This window comes from Acinetobacter sp. YH12064, from assembly GCF_013419735.1.
GTDB classification, from domain to species: domain Bacteria; phylum Pseudomonadota; class Gammaproteobacteria; order Pseudomonadales; family Moraxellaceae; genus Acinetobacter; species Acinetobacter amyesii.
In genome coordinates this window covers 1-24,890 of sequence record NZ_VOZP01000004.1, presented here as the reverse complement: position 1 = coordinate 24,890, position 24,890 = coordinate 1, and the positions used below count along the sequence as shown (strand labels likewise).

Here is a 24,890-nt window from a genome sequence, read left to right as displayed (position 1 = left end):
GTCTTAACTTCCTGAATTCAATACTGCTTTTTCAGCAACCATACGTGCCGATTTATCTGCATGCAAAATAACATCAATATTATTTGCAGCTGAGTTTTCAACTTGCCCCAACACATGTTCCACAATTTGAGGGATTTGAGTAAAGCCAATTTTCTCATGCAAAAATGCTGCCACGGCGATTTCATTGGCTGCATTTAAAATCGTTGGAGCTAAGCCACCTGCCTTCATGGCTTGGCGTGCTAATTTTAGCGCTGGGAATCGCTGTATATCAGGCTGTTCAAAGTTTAACTGTGAATGAACAAATAAATCTAATGGAGGCACATGTGTTTGAATACGCTTCGGCCATGCTAATGCATGAGCAATAGGCGTACACATATCAGGATTACCCATTTGTGCCAAAGTCGAACCATCTACATATTGAACCATTGAATGAATGATACTCTGTGGATGGACAACAACTGTTACAAATTGTTCTTCAACTGCAAAAAGATGACAGGCTTCTATTAATTCCAAGCCTTTATTCATTAGTGTTGCAGAATCAACAGAAATTTTTTGCCCCATCGACCAATTTGGATGCTTACAGGCTTGGGCCGGCGTCACACTTTGTAATTGTTCCAAACTATGATGTAAAAATGGACCACCAGACGCGGTGAGTAAGATTTGTTTGACACCCAGCTTTGGCTGACCATGACGCTCACCTTGTAGATAAGTTTCAGGCAAGCATTGGAAGATTGCATTATGTTCAGAATCGACCGGCAGTAACAAAGCATTATTTTCACGTGCGCTCTGAATCATGATGTCACCCGACATCACCAGCGCTTCTTTATTTGCAAGTAAGACACGTTTACCCGCTTTCGCAGCAGCCAATGTCGGTAGCAACCCTGCTGCACCGACAATAGCGGCCATGACCACATTAACTTGTGGATGTTCTGCTACTGCGATTAATCCGGCTTCATCATGCAAGATTTCAATATCAGTTAATTTTTCAGCTACGAGTAATTGGCGCAGTTCATCCACTTTATTGTATGGAACAACTGCGATTTTCGGTCGATATTGTTTGCATATTTCGACAAGTTCAACAATTCGGCTATGTGCAGTGACTGCAAAAACTGAATACTCTTCGGGGTGCTGTTGCAGAATCTTTAAAGTACTTTGACCAATGGATCCTGTTACACCCAATATACAAACAGATTGTGACATCTATAAATCTACGCCAATTAATTTTAAAACATACATACCTGCCGCAAAGATAGGTGCTGCAGCAAGCAACGAGTCAATACGATCCAGCACACCACCATGTCCGGGAAGAATACGACCAGAATCTTTGATCCCTGCACGACGCTTGATCATCGATTCAAATAAATCACCAAGTACTGAACTAAATACTGTTATTACTGAAAGTATTAAAAATAAAATATGTTCAGCGATGCTTAAATCAAGATAAATAATTTCAACAACAATAACAATTAGCATTGCAGTGAATAGACCGCCATATAAACCTTCGATCGATTTATTTGGGCTCACATCTGGTGCAAGTTTTTTCTTACCAAATTTACGTCCCACGAAGTATGCACCACTGTCTGCACCCCATACCAAAAGGAACAGATACATGAGCCACCACGGTGAGTTCATCCACACAGAAAAAATAGCAGTTACCGCAGCAGGAACTAAGACTAAACCAATACCACTGAGACTCGGGTTATACCAGTTATCGTAATCAGGATAAGACTTCACCCAATAGACACTTAAGATCCAAGTAAAGATCGAAGCCGCCCAAAGCAGTAATGCAACATCTGTAAAATGCAATGCTAGTGCTGAAAGAATAGCAGTGACTAGACCATAGCCCCAAGCGAAAGGTTTAATCACATTTTGTGTATTACGCGGCATGAGTTTAAACCACTCATAACCCGCGACAGCTGATGCAATAATCATCAGCACAAGCATTGGGTATTTAGACTCGGTTGCAAACATGCAACTCAATACAACTGAAACCAGTACCAATGCGGTTATTATCCGCTCTAACATTTATTTATTCTCAAACTGCTCTTGTTGAATCTGCTCTGAGGTCTTACCAAAACGACGTTCACGACCACCAAATACTGCTAGTGCGTCATCAAATTCTTCAATGGTAAATTCAGGCCATAATGTCTGGGTAAAATAAAGTTCTGCATACGCAGCTTGCCAAAGCAAGAAGTTCGAAAGACGGAAATCACCACCTGTACGAATTAACAAATCTACCGGAGGTAGATCACTTAAACTGACATATTGACCAAAGACTTCAGCATCCACTGCTTCAAGATTTATTTTGTTAGTTAAAACATCTGCTGCGATTTGTTTTGCAGCCTGTGTCATATCCCACATACCACCGTAACTAATTGCAATAGTTAAAGTCATGCTGTCGAAATTAGCAGTCCTTTGTTCAGCTTGCAACATTAAGTCACGTAAGTTAGGAGATAAACGAGAACGATCACCAATAAAACGTAGGGAAATGTTAAATTTTTCCATGCGTGGCAACTGTTCATGAATGGTTTCTTCAAGAAGAGCCATCAACAAATCAACCTCAAACTGAGGACGATTCCAATTTTCACTCGAAAAAGCAAAAACCGTCAGTGCTTGGATATTTCTTTTACGACAATGTTCAACGATGGGATCTAGGATGTCCTTTCCAGAACGATGCCCTTCACCTTTTTGCATTTGATTCTTTTTGGCAAAACGATTGTTGCCATCCATAATGATGGCAACATGTTTTGGAAGACGGGAAGTTTCTTCAGATGAGGTCATTAAAACTTAGACCTTCATCAATTCAGCTTCTTTTGCAGCCAGACGTTTTTCAACTTCAGCAACGAATTTGTCTGTGATTTTTTGAATGTCATCACCCGCACGACGCTCATCATCTTCAGAAATTTCTTTTTCTTTCAACAATGCTTTGATATCACCCAAAACATCACGACGGATGTTACGGATCGCAACTTTTGCATTTTCAGCTTCGTTACGTGCAATTTTCTGCATGTCTTTACGTGTTTCTTCTGTTAATGCAGCCATAGGAACACGGATCGCATCAGCAGTAATCGGGTTTAAGCCCAAGTCAGATTCACGGATTGCTTTATCAATTGCAGCAACCATTGAACGTTCAAAAGGCTGAACAAGTAAAGTACGAGAGTCTTCTACACCCACGTTCGCCACTTGGTTTAATGGCACATCAGAGCCATAGTAAGGAACCATAACACCATTTAAAATTGATGGGTGCGCGCGGCCTGTACGAACTTTGGCAAAACCATGCTCTAGAGAATCTAGAGATTTATTCATACGGTCTTCTGCGTCTTTTTTAAGATCGTTAATCATGTGATCTTCCTAACTTAATTCGAAAAGATGTAAATTCTAAAATAGCTTGTAGTATAAAGAGCTTTAGGGCCCACGTACATTAGTTAGTAACGTGAGTACCCTCTTTTTCACCCATTACCACTGAAAGTAATGAACCTGATTTGTTCATATCAAATACTTGAAGTGGAACGTTGTGGTCACGGCATAAGCAGATCGCAGTTAAATCCATCACACCCAGTTTTTCATCTAAAACTTGGTCAAATGTTAATGCATCGTATTTCACTGCATCTTCATATTTACTTGGATCTTTGTTGTATACGCCATCAACCTTCGTCGCTTTAAGGATAAGATTGGCTTCAATCTCGATACCGCGTAAGCATGCTGCTGTATCTGTCGTAAAGAATGGGTTACCCGTACCTGCGACAAATACACAAACTTCGCCACGAGTTAAATGACGAATAGCATCACGGCTAGAGTATGATTCAACTACTGCACCAATGGGTAAAGCTGACATTAGACGAGTTTTGATATTACGACGTACCAAAGCATCACGCAGTGCCAAACCGTTCATCACAGTGGCCAACATACCCATTTGGTCACCTGTTACACGGCCAACCAAACCATCTTTTTGTAATTGGCTACCACGGTAAAGGTTACCACCACCGACAACGATACCCACTTGAACACCCAAACCAACAAGGTGCGCAATTGCGAGTGACATTTGATCGAGCACTTGTGCATCGATACCCATCTCTTTATTGCCCGCTAAAGCTTCACCTGAAAGCTTAAGCAGGATGCGACCAAAACGTGGTTTTTTAGAATCAAGCATCATCAACTCCGAATTATTTAATTTCAATTATTTTTAATGAATCGTTTAAGCAGACTTAACCGAGATTAGTTTTGCAAATAAGTCATATTCATCTGCATCTGTGATTTCTACTTCAAGTAAATCACCTGCTTTAATCACTGACTTATCGATATCTTCAACAAAAACATTACCATCAATTTCAGGTGCATCTGCATAAGAACGCGCAACAGCAACTGGGAACTCTTCTTCAAGATCATCCACCAGTACTGTCATTTTCTGACCGATACGACTTTGCAATTTCGCAGCAGAGATTTCTTGCTGAACTTGCATGAAACGTTCATAACGCTCTTGTTTGATTTCTTCAGGCACATGATCTGGCAAATCATTTGCAGTCGCGCCTTCAACTGGTGAGTAAGTAAAACAACCCACACGATCAAGCTGCGCTTCTTTTAACCAATCAAGCAACATTTGGAAGTCTTCTTCAGTTTCACCCGGGAAGCCCACAACAAATGTAGAACGAATCACAAGATCAGGACATTTCTCACGCCAAACTTTTAAACGCTCTAGTGTATTTTCACTGTGCGCAGGACGTTTCATGAGTTTTAAAATCTTAGGACTTGCATGTTGGAATGGAATATCCAAATACGGCAGGATTTTGCCTTGTGCCATTAAGTCAATCACAGCATCCACATGTGGATATGGATATACATAGTGCAGACGCACCCAGATACCCAATTGACCCAATGCTTCACACATGTCATAGAATTTGGTTTTAACTGGCTGACCGTTCCAGAAGTCCAATTTGTATTTGGTGTCTACGCCATAAGCCGATGTATCTTGAGAAATCACAAGGACTTCTTTTACGCCTGCTTTTTTCAGCGCTTGAGCTTCAGTCAATACTGAACCTACTGGACGAGAAACCAAATCACCACGCATGCTCGGAATAATGCAGAATGTGCAACGATGGTTACAACCTTCTGAAATCTTCAAATAAGCATAATGTTTTGGTGTTAATCGAATACCTTGTTCAGGTACTAGATCAATAAACGGATTGTGTTTCGGTGGCTCAGGCACGTATTCGTGCACAGCTTCCATCACTTCTTGATATGCCGCAGCACCTGTCACTTTTAAGACATTTGGGTGCATTTGGCGAATTTTGTCTTCGTCTTTACCTAAACAACCAGTCACAATTACGCGACCGTTTGAACTCATCGCTTCGCCAATGGCATCTAGCGACTCTTGTACTGCAGATTCAATAAAACCACAGGTATTTACAACTACTAAATCGGCACCATCATAATCTGATGCTACATCATAACCTTCAGTCTTTAACTGAGTTAAAATTCGTTCGGAATCTACCAATGCCTTAGGACAACCTAAAGAAACAAAACCGACTTTGGGGGATTTCATGAATCTGCGCTCCACTATAATCCGCGTATTGTATGTCTTTTCAAAACATAAAAACAGGTGAAAAGGCCACTCTTTATATCACGCACCAAAATAATGCTATAAATTCATCCATATAATTTCATTTGCACCATTTTAATGCATTTTAGATTTACAGCCTGTTTTTAATCAGCTATACACTTTATTTAAAGTCTTAAATAAGCGCATTTATTCAAATAAGCATCAAAACTTAGCGTATTTCTGAAATAGTTGGCTTATATCTTGCATAACTTGCATCAATTCGAACCTTATTAGATTGAACGATTTGCTTTATGAAGATGCCATTGCGCCATTTTAAGACAGGAACCTCTCGCTAATGGATCAGACTATGACGATTGATTACCGGCTTTTAGTGGATAATTTAACCACTGCCATTTTATTGGTCGATAGCAACCTGAATATTTTTTATTTAAATTCATCATGTGAAGCGCTTTTTGACATCAGCTTACTTCGTGCATCAGGTCAGCCTGTATTAAATTTACTCCATATGCCCGATGATGAATTCAATACGCATGATGCATTAATGAATACATTAACTTCTGGCCAGCACTATACGCGCCGAGAAGCAACGATTAATGTCAACTTTAAAGACATTCATGTTGATTACACCGTGTCACAACTCAACTCTGGCAAACCCTACCACCCGTTGCTATTGATTGAACTCAATCAAATCGACCGGATGTTGAAAATCTCTAAAGAAGAAAACCTGATTCAACAGCATCAAGTCGCACGACAACTGATTCGTGGTGTTGCCCATGAAATTAAAAATCCACTTGGTGGTATCCGTGGGGCGACACAACTTTTAGCGCGTAGCTTAAATGATCCGAAGTACAGTGAATTCACCGACATTATTATTAGTGAAGTGGATCGATTAAGAAATCTTGCTGACACCATGCTGGGTTCAAGACAATTGCCAAGTTACGAGCCAGTCAATGTGCATGAACCCCTTGAACGTGTTCGTTCACTGATCGTCAACCAAACCAAGAAGAAAATTAAGATCACCCGTGATTACGACCTTTCTTTACCGGATGTTTTCGCAGATCGTGATCAATTGATTCAGGTCATGCTGAATATCAGTGTTAATGCCGTTCAGGCAATGACGGAAAACAAAGAGTTCTTTGTTGAGCACCAACCAGAACTCACTTTGCGCACACGTATTCAACGTTTAGTCACCATCAACGGTGTATTAAAACGCTCTGCGGTACGCATTGATATCGAGGACAATGGACCAGGTGTCCCACAAGAAATATTAGAATCCGTATTTTACCCATTAGTGACAGGACGAGCGAAAGGCACAGGTCTCGGTCTAAGCATTGCACAAAATATTATGCATCAACATAACGGAATGATTGAATGCCAATCAGTTCCTGGAAAAACAGTATTTAGCCTATATTTACCTTGGGAGTCAGATCATGTCGCGTAATAAGATTTGGGTCATCGATGATGATCGCGCCATGCGTTGGGTGCTGGAAAAAACATTCAAAGAAGAAGGTTTTGATGTTACCAGTTTTGAAGAAGCACAATCCGCTTTAGATCAGTTAAGTGTCGATGCGCCAGATGTTATTTTGACAGACATCCGTATGCCGGGTATTGATGGACTGACCTTTTTAGGTAAAGTCAAAGGCAACCACCCTGACTTACCTGTAATTATCATGACCGCACATTCAGATTTAGAATCTGCTGTGTCGAGCTATCAAACGGGTGCTTTTGAATATCTACCAAAACCTTTTGATATTGATGAAGCCTTAGCACTTGTAAACCGTGCAATTTTACATATTGCCAAATTACAACAACAAGAATCTGCAAAAACCGTTCAACCGATTCAATCTACAGAGATTATTGGTGAATCACCTGCTATGCAGGAAGTCTTCCGCGCCATTGGCCGTCTTTCTCAATCACACATTACTGTATTAATTAATGGTGAATCAGGCACGGGTAAAGAATTGGTTGCGCATGCGTTGCACAAACACTCACCACGTGGCAATAAGCCTTTTATTGCGCTCAATATGGCAGCAATTCCAAAAGATTTGATCGAAACTGAATTATTTGGTCATGAAAAAGGCGCTTTCACCGGTGCCAACACGCAGCGTCAAGGGCGTTTCGAACAAGCCAATGGCGGGACTCTTTTCCTTGATGAAATTGGCGACATGCCATTTGAAACCCAAACCCGCTTATTGCGTGTTTTAGCGGATGGCGAATTCTACCGCGTTGGTGGTCACATCCCAGTCAAGGTGGATGTCCGTATCGTTGCAGCAACGCACCAAGACTTAGAAAAGTTAGTACATGAAGGTCGCTTCCGTGAAGACTTGTACCACCGTCTAAATGTGATTCGTATTCATATTCCAAAACTTGCACATCGTAGTGAAGATATTCCGATGCTTGCACAGCATTTCCTTGCAAGTGCAGGTAAAGAACTTGGGGTAAGTCCGAAGATTCTGCGTCCTGAAACGCAAGAATACATGCAAAAACTGCCATGGCAAGGTAATGTGCGTCAGCTTGAAAATACCTGTCGTTGGTTAACGGTTATGATCACAGGCCGTGAAGTTTATCCAGAAGATTTACCGTCTGAATTAAAACAGATTCCAATTCAAGGTACAGATGGCAACCCTTCTGCTCAAGGGATTGATCGCATCGGTGTGCATCATTGGGATGAATTACTTGGTCAATGGGCCGTACAAAAACTGAAAAACGGTGAGATGAAAATTCTCGACATTGCCACACCAATGTTTGAACGCACCCTCATCAATGCTGCACTACAGCAAACACGTGGGCGTAAGCGCCATGCAGCAGAACTTTTAGGTTGGGGTCGTAATACCTTAACCCGTAAACTTAAAGAACTCGGTATGGACAGTGCCGAAGATGATGTCGAAGAAGAATTAGAAAGTTAATTTTTTTGATTAACATTAAAAAAGCCAGTCACTTGACTGGCTTTTTTTATTTAGAGATTTTTTAGCAATATTTTATGCCGTAAAGCCGACATAACGTGAATAACCTTCCACACCCAAGTCAGACTTATAAATCAGAAACTCAGGGAAACTTGAGGCGGTAATTTCAGTAAACATATGATACTGATCATCATTGGCATGCAAGTCATCGACTGTATGCTGCATGGTTTGCTCAAATTCATCGGTAATAAACTCAAAACCAATATCCATTGCAATAAACAGCACATGCTCACATGGCTGTACATACTGCTCTTCTGACCAATCAATCACTTGCTGCTGACAATGTGGACACTGAATGTTATCTGAAGGAGAAATATCAAGTTCGATCAATTGATAAGACATAAAAGTAAATTTATTCATGAATATTAGATTTATTCTAACAAAACTTAGTTTCAGCTAAAGATATTTATTCAATAAAAAAGGAGCCGTAGCTCCTTTAAATATGACTGATTTCGATTATTTCTTGAGGGATGATTTATAGGCTGACAATGCAGCCACCGCGATAGCCGACAAAGCAATACCCGGCGCACTTGCAATTAAAATACCTGTCGTTCCTAGACCTAGCGCCAAAATCTTGCCTGTAAGTAATGGACCTGTCATTGCACCCAAACGTCCCCATGAAATTGCACTTCCCACACCTGTCACTTTCCCAGCTGGTGTATAGAAAATTGGAGAGATCCCATACAAAATCGATTGACCACCTGTAGAGAAAATTCCGCCCATGATGCCTGCAGCAATGAGTACAGGAATGGAATTTGTTGTAAACAGCACAAACAATGCCACAAACAAACCTGAATAGATAATCACTGCCATTTGCCATAATTTTAGGCGATCCAGCAAGTAGCCTAAACCCAGCGTACCAATCACTGCGCCCACTTGGAACATCAACATGATCATAAAAGCTTGTTGCTTTTCCAACCCTTGTTCCATAAGCAAGTTAGGCAACCAACTGATCAGAATATAGTTCACCATTAAGGTAAAGAAGAAACTCAGCCAAAGCGGCAATGTATATTTATAACGCTGCTCAGCAAACAGGATTTGCCCCATCGCTGGAACAGCTTCTTTGGTTTCTGCCTGAACTTTTTCTGTACGCTTATCTTTTAAGATAATCGCCATGAATGGAATCAAGATTAAAGGCGTTAAACCACCAATTAAAAATAGTGTATGCCATGAGATATCTTTAAAAACAATACCCAAGCCAGCAACAAAGATTGCACCTACGGGTAAGCCACAGTACATCAAACTATTTAAGCGCCCACGGTTAGCATCCGTCGCTTCATCACCCACCACCGAGATCATCGTTGGCATCGCAGCACCCAAACCTAAACCTGTAAAGAATCGTGCGATATATAAAATTTCAATACTTGGTGCAACTGCCGTAATCGACATAAATACACCGAAGATAAAAATCGACAACATTAGGACTTTCTTCTGCCCCAAATAGTCAGCGACACGCCCCCCAAAGAACGCGCCAAATAACATACCAAACACACCTAAGCTAAACACATAGCCCATTTGCACTTGATCTAAGGAAAATGTCGCTGCGATTCCTTTTGCTGCGATACCGGGCGCTTGCAGGTCAAAACCTTCAAAAAATGCTACCCAGAAACACAAAAATACCGTTAGAAATTTTTGCATTTTTCCCGATTGTTGATTTGCCATAATCGAACTCCATTCATGTAGCGTAAACCCACTTGTACGCCATGCCCTGAAGTTTCGGCTTTATTGGGTAAAATAAATACCACTACAAAGGTCGGAATTCACACGACCCAAAGCCCACCATTAAGACCTAAAACTTTGTATATCAATAGTTTTTAGATCTTATTTTTTGTATTTATAATTAATTATCAATCACTTAGGTTTATGAAAGATTTTAATAATCAAACCATAGCTAAAACTAATGATGATCAAAATATTCATTTAATCCGATCAAATACCAACAGCCAATAATTTATTGGCAATAAAAAACCCGCAACTGAGCGGGTTTTTTATTTAACTCAAAATCTTATGCAGATTTTTTCGCTTGGTTATTCTTACGGATGGTAATCATCACCAATTGAACAGCCGCAGGTGTAACACCCGGAATACGACTTGCTTGTGCCAATGTTTCAGGCAATACATTTTTCAGCTTCATGGTGATTTCACGTGAAAGACCAGAAACGACATCATAATCAAAATCAGCTGGAATACGCGTATCTTCCAAACGCTTCATTTGCGCAACGTCTTCTTGCTGACGGTTAATATAACCTGCATATTTCACAGCAATTTCAATTTGCTCACCCACAAATGCTGAAACTTCAGAACCCGTCAATTCTGCAATTTGCGCAAAGTTGATATTTGGACGTTTGAGCAAATCAATCGCATTGGTTTCTTTAGACAGATCATCACCTGTCATTTCAACAAATTTTTTGCCTAGTGGATTGTTTGGCGCTGCCCAAAGGTGTTGTAAACGACCTTTTTCAGTTTCAACAGCTTCCATTTTTTGGCAGAACGAATCCCAACGCGCATCATCCACCAGACCCATTTCACGGCCAATTGCTGTTAAACGCTGATCCGCATTGTCTTCACGAAGCATCAAACGGTATTCCGCACGTGACGTGAACATACGGTACGGTTCTTTAGTACCGAGAGTAATCAAGTCATCAACCAACACGCCCATGTACGCTTCATCACGTTTTGGTGTCCATTGCTCTTGATCCCATGCACGACGTGCTGCGTTTAAGCCTGCAAGCAAACCTTGCGCACCCGCTTCTTCATAACCTGTTGTACCATTAATTTGACCTGCAAAATACAGATTATTAATCGATTTGGTTTCTAAAGAGAATTTCAATGATTGTGGGTTGAAATAGTCATACTCAATCGCATAACCTGGACGCAAAATGTGCGCATTTTCCATACCACGAATCGAGCGAACCAATTCAAACTGAACATCGAATGGTAAAGAAGTTGAAATACCGTTTGGATAAAGCTCATGTGTGTCCAAACCTTCAGGTTCCAAGAACACTTGATGCGAATCTTTATCAGCAAATTTATGAATCTTATCTTCAATCGATGGGCAGTAACGTGGACCCACACCTTCAATCACACCGGTATACATTGGTGAACGGTCTAAGCCACCACGAATGATATCGTGAGTTTTCTCATTGGTATGTGTGATATAGCAATTGATTTGCTCAGGATGCATCGACGCATCACCCATGAACGACATAGTCGGAGATGGGAAATCACCCGGCTGTGGCGTCATCACAGAGAAATCAACTGATCGTGCATCGATACGTGGTGGTGTACCAGTTTTTAAACGACCTACAGGTAAGTTCAATTCACGAAGGCGCGCAGCCAATGAAATTGAAGGAGGATCGCCCGCACGACCACCTGAAGCATTATTTAGACCTACGTGGATCACACCACCCAAGAATGTCCCTGTAGTCAATACAACAGTTTTCGCATCAAAACGAATACCCATCTGAGTAACCACACCTTTTACAGTGTCGCCCTCAACAATAAGGTCATCAGCGGCTTGTTGGAAAATATCCAAATTCGCCTGGTTTTCTAAAGTATGACGAATCGCAGCTTTAAAACGTACACGGTCAGCTTGGGCACGAGTCGCTCGCACTGCTGCACCTTTACGTGAGTTTAAAATACGGAATTGAATACCACCTTTGTCAGCAGCCAATGCCATTGCACCGCCAAGCGCATCAATTTCGCGTACTAAATGTGATTTACCAATACCACCAATGGCTGGGTTACAGCTCATCTGCCCTAAAGTCTCAATATTATGAGTTAAGAGTAAAGTCTGTCGACCCATACGTGCCGCAGCAAGAGCTGCCTCAGTACCCGCGTGACCGCCGCCGATAACAATGACATCGTAAACTTTAGGATAATGCATAGTGGTAAAGGAGATTAAAAAAGGATGACGGAAGATTATAGCAAAAATTCATCGATAAGTTGACTGATTAACTCGATTTTATTGTTATTGGCTACTGTTTTGTGCCTATATATTTCTTTATGAACATACATACTTTGCATATTCCACATAAAAATATACATTTCTCAAGCAAATGTTACTCGAAGATTGTTGTTTTATTCTGATGATTTTTTATTCTGTTATAGATCCCATGAGAATCATAAGGACTATAAGCATGAATAAGAATATTTTGCTATCCACGGTTTTATGTGGTTTATGTTTATCACCACTTGCTGCCTCAGCCAATGATAAAGTTGAGAAAGTGTATGATGCACAGCGATATCAACAAGTCTGTAAAGGTAAAAGCCAAGGCGCTCAAGTATCATTTGCCTATCGCGGTATTATCTGGAATGGTACTTGCGAACCACAATTTTTTAGCTCGTCCAAAAATGCAAATCTTCATGGCGAAGAAGCCGAATTATTAAGCACATGTAGTGCAGATGCAAAAGCCACTACTGCAACGATTAATGGACAAGAAATTAAAGGAAAATGTGCTTTAGGGTTTACTCCTCCTCGTCCTAAATAATCAGTTGTCGATGAAAATATCGACCAATTAACAGATCAAAAATAAAGCGGGTAAAACATCAGTTTTTACTCGCTTTTATTTATTGCTTATTTATTAAACTGAGATAAACTCAAAAACACTATAAGGATAAAAATATCAGGAAATTCCATGGATTCGGGATTATTTGCATTTTTTCTACCCATTGCTTTAGCCATTATGATGATGGGTTTGGGACTTGAACTTTCAGTCAAAGACTTTTTACGCGTTGGACGCTATCCAAAAGTTATTTTCATCGCTTTATTTACTCAGCTTATTCTACTGACCAGCATTGCGTTTTTCCTGTGTAAGTTGCTTGAGTTACCCCCTTTACTCGCGGTCGGGCTCATGTTGCTTGCGGCTTCACCCGGCGGCCCCACAGCAAACCTATTCAGCTACCTATATAAAGGTGACGTTGCATTAAACATTAGCTTAACGGCCATTAACTCAGTTGTTTCGTGCTTTACACTGCCGTTTATTGTCAACCTATCCATTTTGCATTTTGTTGGTGAAAGTACCAGTATTGGCATGCCTATTGATAAGATCACACATGTATTTCTGATTATTTTGATACCGGTATGTTTCGGTATGTTTATTCGCAACTCCTTTCCGACCATTGCATATCACATCAACAAACCGATGCGAATGTTATCTATTTTCTTATTAATTCTTATCTTTACACTCGCAGTTTTGCGTGAACAATCCAACATTATTACGTATTTTGCCAGCGTCGGCATTGCAACCTGTTTACTCTGTTTCAGTGGACTATTTTTGGGTTACTTAATTCCATTCCTCTCGGATGTGCCTGAAAAGCAGGCTCGTGCGTGTACCTTTGAGATTGGTATTCATAACACCAGTATCGCGCTAACCATCGCACTGAGTGTGCTTGAAAACACCACAGTCGCAATACCTGCCGGTGTTTATTCTATTTTTATGTATTTATTGGCAACCTTATTTGGTTTTATTTTGACACGCCGTGGCAGCCACCTAATTCAACAAGTGAAAACCTAAACTATTTTTCAAACGTAATCACCATAAGGACTTTGGTGAAAAACCATTAAATATGCTCAAGGAGAATAAATACGATGGATTCTGGAATTATTACGGTTCTTTTGCCATTAGCACTGGCCTTTATTATGATCGGGCTTGGGCTAGAACTTACCCCCAAAGATTTCGCACGTGTCACCAAACATCCTAAAGCCGTGTTGATCGCATTATTTTGCCAACTCGTGTTGCTTGTCGGTATCGCCTTTCTACTATGTAAACTGTTAGCATTACCACCACTGCTTGCTGTCGGCTTGATGCTACTCGCAGCCTCACCTGGTGGTAGTACAGCGAACTTATTTAGCTATCTATTTAAAGGTGACTTGGCTTTAAATATTACCCTGACCGCCATCAACTCTGTCATTGCAGCATTAACCCTTCCATTGATCGTGAATTTTTCGATCATGCACTTCATGCAAGAAGGCCAACAAATCAGTCTGCAATTTGGAAAAATCCTCCAAGTTTTCGGCATCATTATCATCCCCGTCTGTATAGGTATGTTACTTCGTCACTATGCACCTAAACTAACTGAGAAACTGCATAAACCACTCCGTATCTTTGCTGTGGTCTTTCTCATCTTAATTATTATCGGTGCTATTTACTCTGAACGACATAATATTGCGGCTTATCTAACCCAAGTTGGCTTAGCAACGGTTCTATTCTGCATCTTTAGCTTATGTATCGGTTATTTTGTTCCGAGACTATTTGGCATCAATAGTGCTCAGGCACGTGCATGTGCATTTGAAATCGGTATTCATAACAGCACGCTAGCCATGACCATCGCCTTAACAGTGATGGCAAGCTCAGCCGTCGCAATGCCTGCGGCGGTTTATTCAATCTTTATGTACATCTTTGCCGCTGTATTTGGCTTCCTGATTACACGTTTTGCACCGCTCTCGACAACTACAACAGAAACAATTAAAAGTTAAGGCGCTAAAAACTTAAAAGGATGCCACTTGCATCCTTTTATTTTTTGTCAATTTTGATAATCGCTAGCTGCAAGTTGCCGAGTTCCGTTACAATAGCTTTTTATAAAACTCATTTAGGTTATGTCCGTGAAGTGGTTACAAATTCATATTACTGTTGAAAAAGCTCAAGTTGATTACACTGAAACGCTGCTCAGTTCTTTAGGTGCAGTCAGTGTCACGCTAGATGATGCAGAAAATCAGGATTTACTTGAACCACTTCCAGGTGAAACACCACTTTGGAATAAAGTGATCGTTACTGGTATCTATGCACAAGAAGATGATGAAGAAATTGATGTTGCTGCATTAGAAACATTTATTAAAGCTCAACTTCCTGAAGCACCAATGCGTAGCGAATTCATTGAAGACCAAGAATGGGAACGCACATGGATGGATGCTTATGAGCCTATTCAAATTGGTGAAAAATACTGGATCGTACCAGAATGGATGGAAGCGCCAGAAGCAGACGCCGTAAACATCAAACTAGACCCAGGTCTGGCATTTGGTACTGGTAACCATGCATCAACATTCTTATGCCTACAATGGTTAGGTAAAGTTGACCTTAAAGATAAAATCGTAATCGACTACGGTTGTGGTTCTGGTATTTTAGGTGTTGCCGCTTTACTTTTGGGTGCAAAAAAAGTTTATGCCACTGATATTGACCCACAAGCGGTTTTAGCAACACAACAAAATGCCGAATTGAATGGTGTACTCGAAAATCTGTATGTAGGCCTACCTGAAGAGTTCAACCAAGAGCTCGCTGGACAAAAAGCCGATGTGTTTGTTGCCAATATTCTTGCAGGCCCTCTAATGGCCTTGGCTGCAGAATTCTCAACTTTAATTAAATCTGAGGGAGAGTTCGCACTTGCAGGTGTAATTGAAGAGCAAGTTTCTGATGTTTCTAGTGTTTATTCTGAATTTTTTGATATATTAGACGTAGAAAAACGTGACGAAACATGGTGCCGAATTTCGGGTAAACGCCAACAGTATTAAAATTTAAAATGTGTACTTATGAGCGACAAATTAACTAACTGCCCAACTTGTTTTACAACATATAAAGTAACTGTTCCGCAGCTTACTGTCGCTCAGGGCATGGTTTGTTGCCCAAAGTGCTCTACATCTTTTAATGCACTGTCTCATTTGGTGGTAGATAAAGCGTTGTCTTTTTCTACCCCTGAGCAAGAAAATGCACCGCAAAAAAACTCCAATACTATTATTAATGTCAGCGAATTTAATAATACGCTTACACCAGTGACTGTTGAAGAAACACCAACCCACCATTTATTAAAACTATTTGATCAAAAAGTCGAAAACTCTAATATCGATCTAAAAACTTATTTAAATAACTTAAATTATTTCAGCACCGAACCGATCGGCAACCTTCCTGCTGTAAATTGGGCAGAACAGGCTGAAAAAGATAAAAAACGTACCCCACTGAACTATTTTATGTGGTTCTGTATTAATGCTTTCTTATTTGGTGCACTTATATTCCAGTTTTTCTGGTTCAATCCTCAATATTTAAAAAATAGTCCAGTGATGGGTGCTGCATTTACTGCGGTCTGTGATGTATTCAATTGTTCACGTCTAGAGGAACATTACAGTTTAATTAGTACCAAAAAAGTCAAAATTCGTAGCATTGGAAATAATGAAACACGTTTTACAGGTGAAATGATCAATTTTCATGACCGTAGCCTTGCCTTACCCAATATGAAAATTTCACTAAAAGAAAATGGTACTGAAATAGCAAACTATACGCTTTTACCTGAAGAGTATTTGGACAAAAGTCTGCATGGCATCCAACGGATCCCAAAAAGTAGTCCTTTTAAATTCCAATTTAGTCTACCAATTGCACGCAAGAGCTTCGATAATTCTTCAATTGAGTTGATTCGCCCCTAATATTGGAAAAAACTATTAAAAAAGTAAAAAAAACATAAAAAAAATGCAGTTTTCTTGCTCACTTTTTCCTAGACAATGGTATGATACGCGCCACGAAAGCTTTGTGCTGCAAACTCCTCGCTAATTTTTCACAACAAATACAATCCCAACCGTGCGCTTTAATATTTATTGCGTATTGAGTAGATTTTTTGTTTGTTTTTTAGGCTGTAACAATTATTAATCTATTGTTACGCTTATTTTTCGAACAATTTTGCGAGTTGTGTCAAGCTACAAGTAATGTACAAGTTTTAGAACTCCGCATTAGGAACTAAAACGGAGTTCATTCAAGTTTATAGACCACTTTTAACAAATCACTTTACCCAAGTGATATTTGATTTTTCGGATTAATTCGCATGAATAGCAAATCTCCTATTTTTACTGCACAATCTGATGTCGCTCTTCGTATTCACGTAGATCGCGCAGTTCGCCATTACTTTGCACAATTGCAAGGCGAGCAACCATCTCAGGTATACGATATGGTGCTGGCGGAAATGGAGAAGCCTCTTCTATCTGTAGTTCTTGAATATACACGTGGTAATCAAACCCGCGCTGCTGAGATTCTCGGCTTAAACCGTGGTACTTTACGTAAAAAGTTGAAAGCTCACGGTTTAATGAGTGAATAAATGATAAAATGCTTGCGGCTTCCGCAGGCATTTTTTTTAACCTGCATTTTGCTAATTTTGTTTTAATCTGTTCCTTGAAAACTGTGACGAAGATCATGACTATTAAACGCGCTTTAATCTCTGTGTCTGACAAGACTGGAATTGTTGAATTTGCACAAGAACTTGCTGCTCTAGGGGTAGAAATTTTATCTACTGGCGGAACATACAAATTGTTGAAAGACAATAATGTTGCCGTAGTTGAAGTTTCAGAGCACACAGGTTTCCCAGAGATGATGGACGGCCGTGTAAAAACGCTACATCCGAAAATTCATGGTGGTATCTTAGCTCGTCGCGGTCTAGACGAAGCTGTGATGGCTGAACACAACATCGATGCAATCGATCTTGTAGTTGTTAACCTTTATCCGTTTGCTGCAACAGTTGCTAAACCGAACTGCTCACTTGATGATGCGATTGAAAACATCGACATCGGTGGTCCGACTATGGTTCGTGCTGCTGCGAAAAACCATGCATCTGTAGGTATCGTAGTAAATGCATCTGACTATGCAACTGTTGTTGAAGAGTTAAAAGCTGAAGGCGCATTATCACATGCAACCCGTTTTGACCTTGCAGTTAAAGCATTTGAACATAGTGCACAGTATGACGGCATGATTGCATCTTACTTAGGCGCTCGCGTAGGTAAGGAAGAAGGTCAAGCAGATAAATTTGCGCGTACTTTCAATACTCAATTGAACAAAGTTCAAGACTTACGTTACGGTGAAAACCCGCATCAATCTGCTGCTTTCTATGTAGAAGACACAGCAACTGAAGCATCTGTTTCTACTGCGAAACAACTTCAAGGTAAAGAATTATCTTATAACAACATCGCAGACACTGACGCAGCACTTGAATGTGTAAAATCATTTGCTAAGCCTGCATGTGTCATCGTAAAACACGCAAACCCATGTGGTGTAGCAGTATCTTTAGACGGCATTCAAGCGGCTTATGACCTTGCTTATGCAACTGACCCTGAATCTGCATTCGGCGGCATCATTGCATTTAACCGCGAATTAGATGTTGCAACTGCGCAAGCCATTGTTGACCGTCAATTTGTTGAAGTGATCATTGCTCCAAGCGTTGCTGAAGGCGTGCTTGAAGTGACTGGCGCGAAGAAAAACGTACGTGTACTCGTATGCGGCGAGCTTCCTGCAATTACTGAACGTAAAGCTCAGTTAGATTACAAACGTGTGAATGGCGGTTTGTTGGTTCAAGACCAAGACTTAGGCATGATCACTAAAGATGACCTTAAAGTTGTGACTAAACGTGCACCAACTGAAGCAGAAATTGATGACATGATCTTTGCTTGGAAAGTTGCGAAATACGTTAAGTCTAACGCTATTGTTTATGCAAAAGGTCGTCAAACCATTGGTGTTGGCGCAGGTCAAATGAGCCGCGTTAACTCTGCTCGTATTGCTGCAATTAAAGCTGAACATGCTGGTTTAGTGGTTGAAGGTGCGGTAATGGCATCTGACGCATTCTTCCCATTCCGTGATGGCATTGATAACGCTGCGAAAGCGGGTATCAAATGCATTATCCAACCGGGTGGTTCTATGCGTGATGAAGAAACAATTGCTGCTGCTGATGAAGCGGGTATTGCAATGGTCTTCACTGGCATGCGTCATTTCCGTCACTAAGTTGGCAACGTGATCATGACAATTAAGCACAGTTTTTTGCTTAATACACTAGATTTATAATCTTGCATAAAGTCCTCTCCTGCTTTCGGGTTGAGGACTTTATGTCATTTTCGATTCATGGAGTATGAACCGATGAATATTTTAGTTTTGGGTAATGGCGGTCGTGAACATGCATTAGCATGGAAAATCGCACAAGATGATAAAGTTGCAAAAGTATTTGTAGCACCGGGCAATGCGGGTTCTGCAACTGAAAATAAATGCGAAAATGTTGCACTAAATATTTTAGACAATGCTGCGATTATCGACTTTGCAAAAAGCAATGCAGTTGATTTAATCGTGGTTGGTCCAGAAGCACCACTAGTCAATGGTGTAGTCGATGCTTGCCGCGAAGCTGGTGTTAAAATTTGGGGTCCGACTCAATTTGCAGCGCAGCTTGAAGGCTCTAAAGCATTTGCTAAGCACTTCTTAAAACGCCACAACATTCCAACTGCTTTCTATGATGTATTTACAGAAGTAGATGCAGCGAAAGCATTTGTTGAAAAAAATGGTGCGCCGATCGTGATCAAAGCTGATGGTCTTGCTGCTGGTAAAGGCGTGATCGTTGCCATGACCAATCAAGAAGCATTCGATGCAATTGATGACATGCTTGCAGGCAACAAATTTGGTGATGCAGGCTCACGTGTAGTAATCGAAGAATTCCTTGCTGGTGAAGAAGCGTCTTTCATTTGTATGATTGATGGCGACAACATATTACCGATGGCAACTTCACAGGATCACAAACGCATATTTGAAGGCGACCAAGGTCCAAACACTGGCGGTATGGGTGCTTACTCTCCTGCGCCTGTTGTGACTGCTGACGTATTTGAAAAAACCATGAATGAAGTGATGCGTCCTACCGTTGAAGGTATGAAAAAAGACGGTCATGTTTATACAGGTTTCTTATACGCAGGCTTAATGATTGACGAACAAGGTCAACCTAAAGTGATCGAGTTCAACTGTCGTTTTGGTGACCCTGAAACTCAGCCAATCATGATGCGTTTAAAATCATCTTTAGTTGATTTGGTTGAAGCTGGCATTGCAGGTAACTTACCAAAAGAAGCTGAATGGGATGAGCGTAAGACTGTAGGTATTGTACTTGCATCTAAGGGCTACCCTGAAACGTCTAGCAATGGCGATGTGATTTCTGGTTTAGACACTGAAATGGCGGATGCGAAAGTGTTCCATGCTGGTACTAAAGCACTTGAGAATGGTGATATTGTGACTGCTGGTGGTCGTGTTCTTTGCGTGACTGCACTAGGTGATACGATTGGTGAAGCGCAAGTAAAAGCGCTCGAGCTTTGCCAAAAAGTGACTTTTGATGGTGTTCAATACCGTAAAGATATTGGTTACCGTGCGATTGCACGTGAAAATGCTTAATCATTCATCGAATTAAATAAAAACCCTGATTCGTTCGGGGTTTTTTTAGAACTATATGTATTTGGTAATCCTAAATAAAAAAATTAAATATTATAAACTACTTTATTCGTTACTTATCTAACACTAAGTATTGCTTATGCTTTTTTGAGATAAACATAAATATTTATTCAAAAATATCTGCCTTACTTAATCAATGGAACTATTTCTACATATGGTTTTAAAGGTCTCTCCATTATTTTTGGCATATTTTTTCCTTATATACAAAACTATCGGTATCTATAAGCTGCCAGTCATCAATCTCACTTAAATCCTTAAAGTAATTATATTTTTCCAGCACTATTGGATTAGGGCTAGGTTTATATTCAAAATCATTCATATTAAGCGTTTTATTCCAAATAGCCATGCGATGATTCTTACAATCAAATATCACACTATAAGTCGTTGATGTAGATGTTTTGTCTAAGTATTCTTCTACTTTATAAACCTTTACCTCCAATCTAAAAGGCACAAAATTAGAAATCTTATCTAAATCATTAATATTTAAGTAATGATATCTTGGTGAGTTTTCAATTCGTATAGGTATCCAACCCAATTTTTCTTGAGTTTTATTTACAAAGTCATCGAGTTTTTTAGTTTTTTTTAATTTAGAGCAATAAGTTGATATGGAGGTATCTTTTGGAATTTGCTGCCAAATTTCATCAGATAGATCAAAACTATAGTCAGGTATCAAATAACGATTCGAATGAATAATTGGCTCCGAATTAGGAATCATTAGTACAACCTCATTACTTACAGTTGCCGAACGAGAATTAAAACATTCAACTAACGAATAGATTATTTCATCCCTATCCTCAGTACTTATTCCTCCTATCGTTCTATAGGATGTTTTTGTTCTAATAATTAATGGTTCTTTATAGGTCCATCTACTTATAGTACTGATATCCATATATTCTGTGATCATTAGATCGGAATAGGCTGACTCGTTTTTTACTTCAACCTAGTTAGGCTCATTAGCCAATAAAAATTGAAAATCTGGTTCGAGATTTTCTGTATTTGAGCAAGAAATCAAACCTACAGAAATTAAAACTATAAACATTTTAAAAAGGTTAAATGAGCTCATTTTTGATTATTTTTAAATAAAATTTATTTTTCTCTTTATATACTATAATGTCAAGGACTTAAGCTTATTAATGATAATTCAGTTGCTGATGATTCCTATCCAAACCCCTCGCCTCATCCTCCGCCAATGGAAAGACTCCGACACTCCCCCATTTATCCAAATGTGTGCAGATGACGACGTCATGCGCTATTTCCCTAACAAACTTGATGCGTCCGAAGCCATTGCATTTATGCAACGCCTACGCGATGTAATAGAAACACGTGGTTGGGGTTTATATGCCGTCGAGCTTAAAGCCACTGGCGAATTTATTGGCTTTATCGGCTTACACGTACATCCACCCGAGTTCGAAATAGCTGATGCCCCTGAACTTGGTTGGCGACTACTGCCAAAATATTGGCATCAAGGCTATGCCACCGAAGGTGCAAAAGCTGTACTCAAGCATGCTTTTAGAAACTTAAGATTAGATAAAGTTATTTCCTTTACAGCAAGCTTAAACACATCATCAGAACATGTCATGCAACGCATTGGTATGCAAAAAGTCCGTGAATTTAATCATCTGCATGTACCAGCGGATCATCCATTAAACCGTCATGTACTCTATGAAATTCAGCGCAGTGATTATTTGCACATTCCATTTTGCTAATTCAATAATTATTCACAGCAAAACCAAAGCACATTAACTCTGCCAAACAGTGGTTATAGGTGATGTTAAATTCTTTAATTTTAGTAACTACAGGATTTCGTATAAGAAAGCTAATTCATTCATTAAATCATATAAAAAACCCCGCTAAATGCGGGGTTTAAACTCTAAACATATCAATTACTATGGCTTTGGAAGTAAAAATCATAAGTCACAATGCTAAAGCAACTCCAAACTGTTTAAGCATGCTTAATCAAAATGGCATACATAATCAACGACATCAGTACATTGCACTTTAAAAATAGAATCTTGTGGAACAATAAAGCTTTCGCCAGAAGTATATTGAACAAACTCGACCTGCTCCCCAATTTGCACAACACACTACCCCGATGTGATTTCAACACGTTCTTTCACATGCACCTCAAACGTCATAGGTTGTTCTGATATCAAAAATACAGCGATAGTTTTTTGGCTATCATCTTCCATTTTTTAAACATGGCTCACCGATCTACCACCATAATGAACCGTAGGCTTTTTTACAAATGAGACGAAATCAAACTGATTTAACATAGCGTGCCGCACATAGCAATTTATTATGATCAATTATTAATCAGCCCATCTTAAACTGCTGTAGCGGATTCAATCTTCCTCAGATTTAGATCTAAGATTTTGAAAAACCATGAATCAGAGTTGAACTTCAAATATATCAATAAAGATTTCAATGCAGATTAGATTGAAGCTCTCCGTTATTTTCACATATGAATGTTACAAATTTTGTGTATGACAGGACTTATTTCATTTTTATCATTTTTTCAGCAATACATTTTAAAATTTGTTATATAGACCTAAATTTCTACAAATGAAGTACTTAAATAGTTTAATTATAAATAATATATTGTTTTTACTTATTAAATTATTTAATTAAACATATTCCATATACATTTTTGCTGCTAAGCATAACTTTTTAAATCACTATATTGAATAATAAAAAATTGATATGATGCCTAGCGAAATATAGAGATTTGCTTTATTAAATCTTTTGTTTACAGCAGCTTGCAATGGCTATCTTTTCCCATTTGGAAATAGACTCAGATCTAATTGTATAAGTCTGTGTAGCATTTTAAATTATTAAGCATCTATCAGCCTGTCTGATAAAAGACTTAAGTAAATCTCTCCATAATATGATTTGTGAATTTATTAATTTTATAAATTTACTCGGGTGAATATATGAAAAAGCTCCTAGGATTAGTTCTCGGTTTATCTGTGGGCCTTTCAGGCTGTGGTAAACAAGAAGCTCCTGCAACTGACGCCGCACAACAAAAAGACACTGCAGAAGTGCAAACTGTTACCATGGCTTCGACTGGTTCAGATGCTGATATTTGGCGCTATATTGCTACGCTTCCTGAAACCAAAGAAGCTGGCATTAAACTTGAAGTGAAAAACTTTACTGACTATGTGTCTATGAACACTGCTGTAGCGAACAAAGAAATTGATGTTAATGCATTCCAGTCATATGCCTATATGGTTGCGTTTAATGACAATAATAAAGATAAAATCGCACCGCTTTCGACTACTTATTTAGAGCCAATGGGTATCTATTCAAGCAAAGTCAAAAAACTTGAAGAGTTCAAAACTGGTGCAACAATTGCGATTCCAAATGATGGCGCAAACGAATCACGTGCATTGTTGCTACTTCAATCTGCTGGCTTAATCAAACTTAAAGCTGATTTTGACGATGTAAAAGGCACACCTGCTGACATAACTGAAAATGCGAAAAAAATCGTAATCAAACCAATTCAAATGGCGACTGCGGTTCGTGTTAAAGACGAAGTTGATGCGATTGTTTTGGGTAATACCCTTGCGATGGAAGGTGGTTTAAACGTACTGAAAGATGCAGTTTACTATGAGCCAATCGACCAAAGTACAAAAATGAACGTGAACATTCTTGCTGTTGCTGCTGACCGTCAAAATGACCCAGTTCTACAAAAAGTAGGCGCGCTTTATCACACTCCAGCAGTTAAAACTTACATCGATGAACATTTTGGTGGTACTAAAATTGATGTAAACAAACCAACTAGCTACCTCACTGAAGCAAAATAGTAATATAATTTCTTCAAATAAACAGGCAAAGTTTACTTTGCCTGTTTTTTCATTTCTGAACCTTTTTTGACGCTATGATCCAATTTAAAAATATCTCCAAGCATTTTGAGCTAAAAGGCCAAACCGTTACAGCACTGGATCAGATTAATCTGGACATTCCAGATGGCTGTATTTTCGGTCTAATTGGCTACAGTGGTGCAGGCAAAAGTACCTTAATCCGTTTAACTCTGTACACGACAAATTTCACAGAACCCTTATCCTATCAGGATTCTGCTTTCTTAAAATTGCCAAAATTTCCTTAAACTCTTCTTTTTTCCCAAAACCAATTAAACGCTGAATCGCCATTTGAACA

23 protein-coding genes and 1 pseudogene are annotated in these 24,890 nt (G+C 39.5%); 13 read left to right on the top strand and 11 right to left on the bottom strand.

Annotated features, from left to right (window positions below; translation table 11 throughout):
- Window positions 1-3: 3 nt before the first annotated feature.
- The 6 genes from ispC to rimO form a co-directional block, all read right to left on the bottom strand.
- Window positions 4-1,200 carry a 1-deoxy-D-xylulose-5-phosphate reductoisomerase gene (ispC, locus tag FTU13_RS04855; protein WP_180127940.1) on the bottom strand — a complete coding sequence of 399 codons (1,197 nt, stop codon included), beginning with the start codon at window positions 1,198-1,200 and terminating at the stop codon, window positions 4-6.
- A complete protein-coding gene (locus FTU13_RS04850) occupies window positions 1,201-2,025 on the bottom strand; it encodes a CDP-archaeol synthase (RefSeq protein ID WP_078193533.1) in 825 nt (274 codons plus the stop codon).
- The gene (gene uppS / locus FTU13_RS04845) at window positions 2,026-2,781 is read right to left on the bottom strand and encodes a polyprenyl diphosphate synthase (RefSeq protein WP_078193534.1); all 756 of its coding nucleotides are present in this window, start codon (window positions 2,779-2,781) and stop codon (window positions 2,026-2,028) included. It abuts the gene before it with no gap.
- Window positions 2,782-2,787: 6 nt separating this feature from the next.
- Complete coding sequence (gene frr, locus FTU13_RS04840) at window positions 2,788-3,342, bottom strand: ribosome recycling factor (RefSeq protein WP_111883758.1); 555 nt, start codon at window positions 3,340-3,342, stop codon at window positions 2,788-2,790.
- 79 nt (window positions 3,343-3,421) lie between these two features.
- Window positions 3,422-4,150 carry a UMP kinase gene (pyrH, locus tag FTU13_RS04835; RefSeq protein WP_078193535.1) on the bottom strand — a complete coding sequence of 243 codons (729 nt, stop codon included), beginning with the start codon at window positions 4,148-4,150 and terminating at the stop codon, window positions 3,422-3,424.
- Window positions 4,151-4,195: 45 nt separating this feature from the next.
- Window positions 4,196-5,539: a 30S ribosomal protein S12 methylthiotransferase RimO gene (gene rimO / locus FTU13_RS04830; RefSeq protein WP_111883759.1), complete on the bottom strand. Its 1,344-nt coding sequence runs from the start codon at window positions 5,537-5,539 to the stop codon at window positions 4,196-4,198.
- Window positions 5,540-5,891: 352 nt separating this feature from the next.
- Here rimO and glnL point away from each other — a divergent pair, with 352 nt between their 5' ends.
- Both glnL and glnG read left to right on the top strand, forming a co-directional pair.
- Window positions 5,892-6,998 carry a nitrogen regulation protein NR(II) gene (glnL, locus tag FTU13_RS04825; protein WP_078193537.1) on the top strand — a complete coding sequence of 369 codons (1,107 nt, stop codon included), beginning with the start codon at window positions 5,892-5,894 and terminating at the stop codon, window positions 6,996-6,998.
- On the top strand, window positions 6,988-8,463 hold the full coding sequence (glnG, locus tag FTU13_RS04820; RefSeq protein WP_180127938.1) for a nitrogen regulation protein NR(I): 1,476 nt from the start codon (window positions 6,988-6,990) through the stop codon (window positions 8,461-8,463). The genes glnL and glnG overlap by 11 nt, the downstream gene beginning before the upstream one ends.
- Window positions 8,464-8,535: 72 nt before the next feature.
- Here the strand turns inward: glnG and FTU13_RS04815 are convergent, their stop codons facing one another.
- From FTU13_RS04815 to mnmG, 3 genes are all read right to left on the bottom strand, one after another.
- Window positions 8,536-8,862 carry a hypothetical protein gene (locus FTU13_RS04815; protein ID WP_078193710.1) on the bottom strand — a complete coding sequence of 109 codons (327 nt, stop codon included), beginning with the start codon at window positions 8,860-8,862 and terminating at the stop codon, window positions 8,536-8,538.
- Window positions 8,863-8,976: 114 nt separating this feature from the next.
- Window positions 8,977-10,182 (bottom strand): 3-(3-hydroxy-phenyl)propionate transporter MhpT, encoded by a 1,206-nt coding sequence (mhpT, locus tag FTU13_RS04810; protein WP_078193539.1) that lies wholly within the window; start codon window positions 10,180-10,182, stop codon window positions 8,977-8,979.
- 343 nt (window positions 10,183-10,525) lie between these two features.
- Window positions 10,526-12,406 (bottom strand): tRNA uridine-5-carboxymethylaminomethyl(34) synthesis enzyme MnmG, encoded by a 1,881-nt coding sequence (gene mnmG / locus FTU13_RS04805; protein ID WP_180027015.1) that lies wholly within the window; start codon window positions 12,404-12,406, stop codon window positions 10,526-10,528.
- Between the two features lie 253 nt (window positions 12,407-12,659).
- Between mnmG and FTU13_RS04800 the strand changes: the two genes are divergently transcribed.
- The 8 genes from FTU13_RS04800 to purD all read left to right on the top strand — a co-directional run bounded on the left by FTU13_RS04800 (window position 12,660) and on the right by purD (window position 20,678).
- Window positions 12,660-13,010 carry a hypothetical protein gene (locus FTU13_RS04800; RefSeq protein ID WP_078188731.1) on the top strand — a complete coding sequence of 117 codons (351 nt, stop codon included), beginning with the start codon at window positions 12,660-12,662 and terminating at the stop codon, window positions 13,008-13,010.
- Window positions 13,011-13,157: 147 nt separating this feature from the next.
- Window positions 13,158-14,036 carry a bile acid:sodium symporter family protein gene (locus tag FTU13_RS04795; RefSeq protein WP_180094476.1) on the top strand — a complete coding sequence of 293 codons (879 nt, stop codon included), beginning with the start codon at window positions 13,158-13,160 and terminating at the stop codon, window positions 14,034-14,036.
- Between the two features lie 74 nt (window positions 14,037-14,110).
- Complete coding sequence (locus tag FTU13_RS04790) at window positions 14,111-14,998, top strand: bile acid:sodium symporter family protein (protein WP_180034778.1); 888 nt, start codon at window positions 14,111-14,113, stop codon at window positions 14,996-14,998.
- 126 nt (window positions 14,999-15,124) lie between these two features.
- Complete coding sequence (gene prmA / locus FTU13_RS04785) at window positions 15,125-16,027, top strand: 50S ribosomal protein L11 methyltransferase (RefSeq protein ID WP_078188734.1); 903 nt, start codon at window positions 15,125-15,127, stop codon at window positions 16,025-16,027.
- Between the two features lie 18 nt (window positions 16,028-16,045).
- Window positions 16,046-16,930 carry a DUF3426 domain-containing protein gene (locus tag FTU13_RS04780; RefSeq protein WP_180127936.1) on the top strand — a complete coding sequence of 295 codons (885 nt, stop codon included), beginning with the start codon at window positions 16,046-16,048 and terminating at the stop codon, window positions 16,928-16,930.
- Between the two features lie 392 nt (window positions 16,931-17,322).
- Window positions 17,323-17,592 (top strand): DNA-binding transcriptional regulator Fis, encoded by a 270-nt coding sequence (gene fis, locus FTU13_RS04775; RefSeq protein ID WP_001086304.1) that lies wholly within the window; start codon window positions 17,323-17,325, stop codon window positions 17,590-17,592.
- A 95-nt stretch (window positions 17,593-17,687) separates the two neighbouring features.
- Complete coding sequence (gene purH / locus FTU13_RS04770; protein WP_180127934.1) at window positions 17,688-19,262, top strand: bifunctional phosphoribosylaminoimidazolecarboxamide formyltransferase/IMP cyclohydrolase; 1,575 nt, start codon at window positions 17,688-17,690, stop codon at window positions 19,260-19,262.
- Window positions 19,263-19,394: 132 nt separating this feature from the next.
- Window positions 19,395-20,678, top strand: a complete 1,284-nt coding sequence (gene purD / locus FTU13_RS04765; protein ID WP_180127932.1) for a phosphoribosylamine--glycine ligase — start codon at window positions 19,395-19,397, stop codon at window positions 20,676-20,678.
- A 232-nt stretch (window positions 20,679-20,910) separates the two neighbouring features.
- Here purD and FTU13_RS04760 read toward each other — a convergent pair whose 3' ends face one another.
- Window positions 20,911-21,624 carry a hypothetical protein gene (locus FTU13_RS04760; protein WP_180127930.1) on the bottom strand — a complete coding sequence of 238 codons (714 nt, stop codon included), beginning with the start codon at window positions 21,622-21,624 and terminating at the stop codon, window positions 20,911-20,913.
- A gap of 262 nt (window positions 21,625-21,886) precedes the next feature.
- Here FTU13_RS04760 and FTU13_RS04755 point away from each other — a divergent pair, with 262 nt between their 5' ends.
- Window positions 21,887-22,441 (top strand): GNAT family N-acetyltransferase, encoded by a 555-nt coding sequence (locus FTU13_RS04755; protein ID WP_180127984.1) that lies wholly within the window; start codon window positions 21,887-21,889, stop codon window positions 22,439-22,441.
- Window positions 22,442-22,687: 246 nt separating this feature from the next.
- Here FTU13_RS04755 and FTU13_RS17610 read toward each other — a convergent pair whose 3' ends face one another.
- Window positions 22,688-22,813, bottom strand: coding sequence for a pyrimidine/purine nucleoside phosphorylase (locus tag FTU13_RS17610; protein ID WP_373423884.1), 126 nt, complete (start codon window positions 22,811-22,813; stop codon window positions 22,688-22,690).
- 852 nt (window positions 22,814-23,665) lie between these two features.
- On the opposite strand from FTU13_RS17610, the gene FTU13_RS04745 reads away from it, so the two are divergent.
- Together FTU13_RS04745 and FTU13_RS04740 are read left to right on the top strand one after the other, a co-directional pair.
- Window positions 23,666-24,538, top strand: coding sequence for a MetQ/NlpA family ABC transporter substrate-binding protein (locus FTU13_RS04745; protein WP_111883768.1), 873 nt, complete (start codon window positions 23,666-23,668; stop codon window positions 24,536-24,538).
- A 74-nt stretch (window positions 24,539-24,612) separates the two neighbouring features.
- Window positions 24,613-24,762, top strand: a pseudogene (locus FTU13_RS04740) (ATP-binding cassette domain-containing protein); the annotation flags it as partial.
- Window positions 24,763-24,890: the final 128 nt, after the last annotated feature.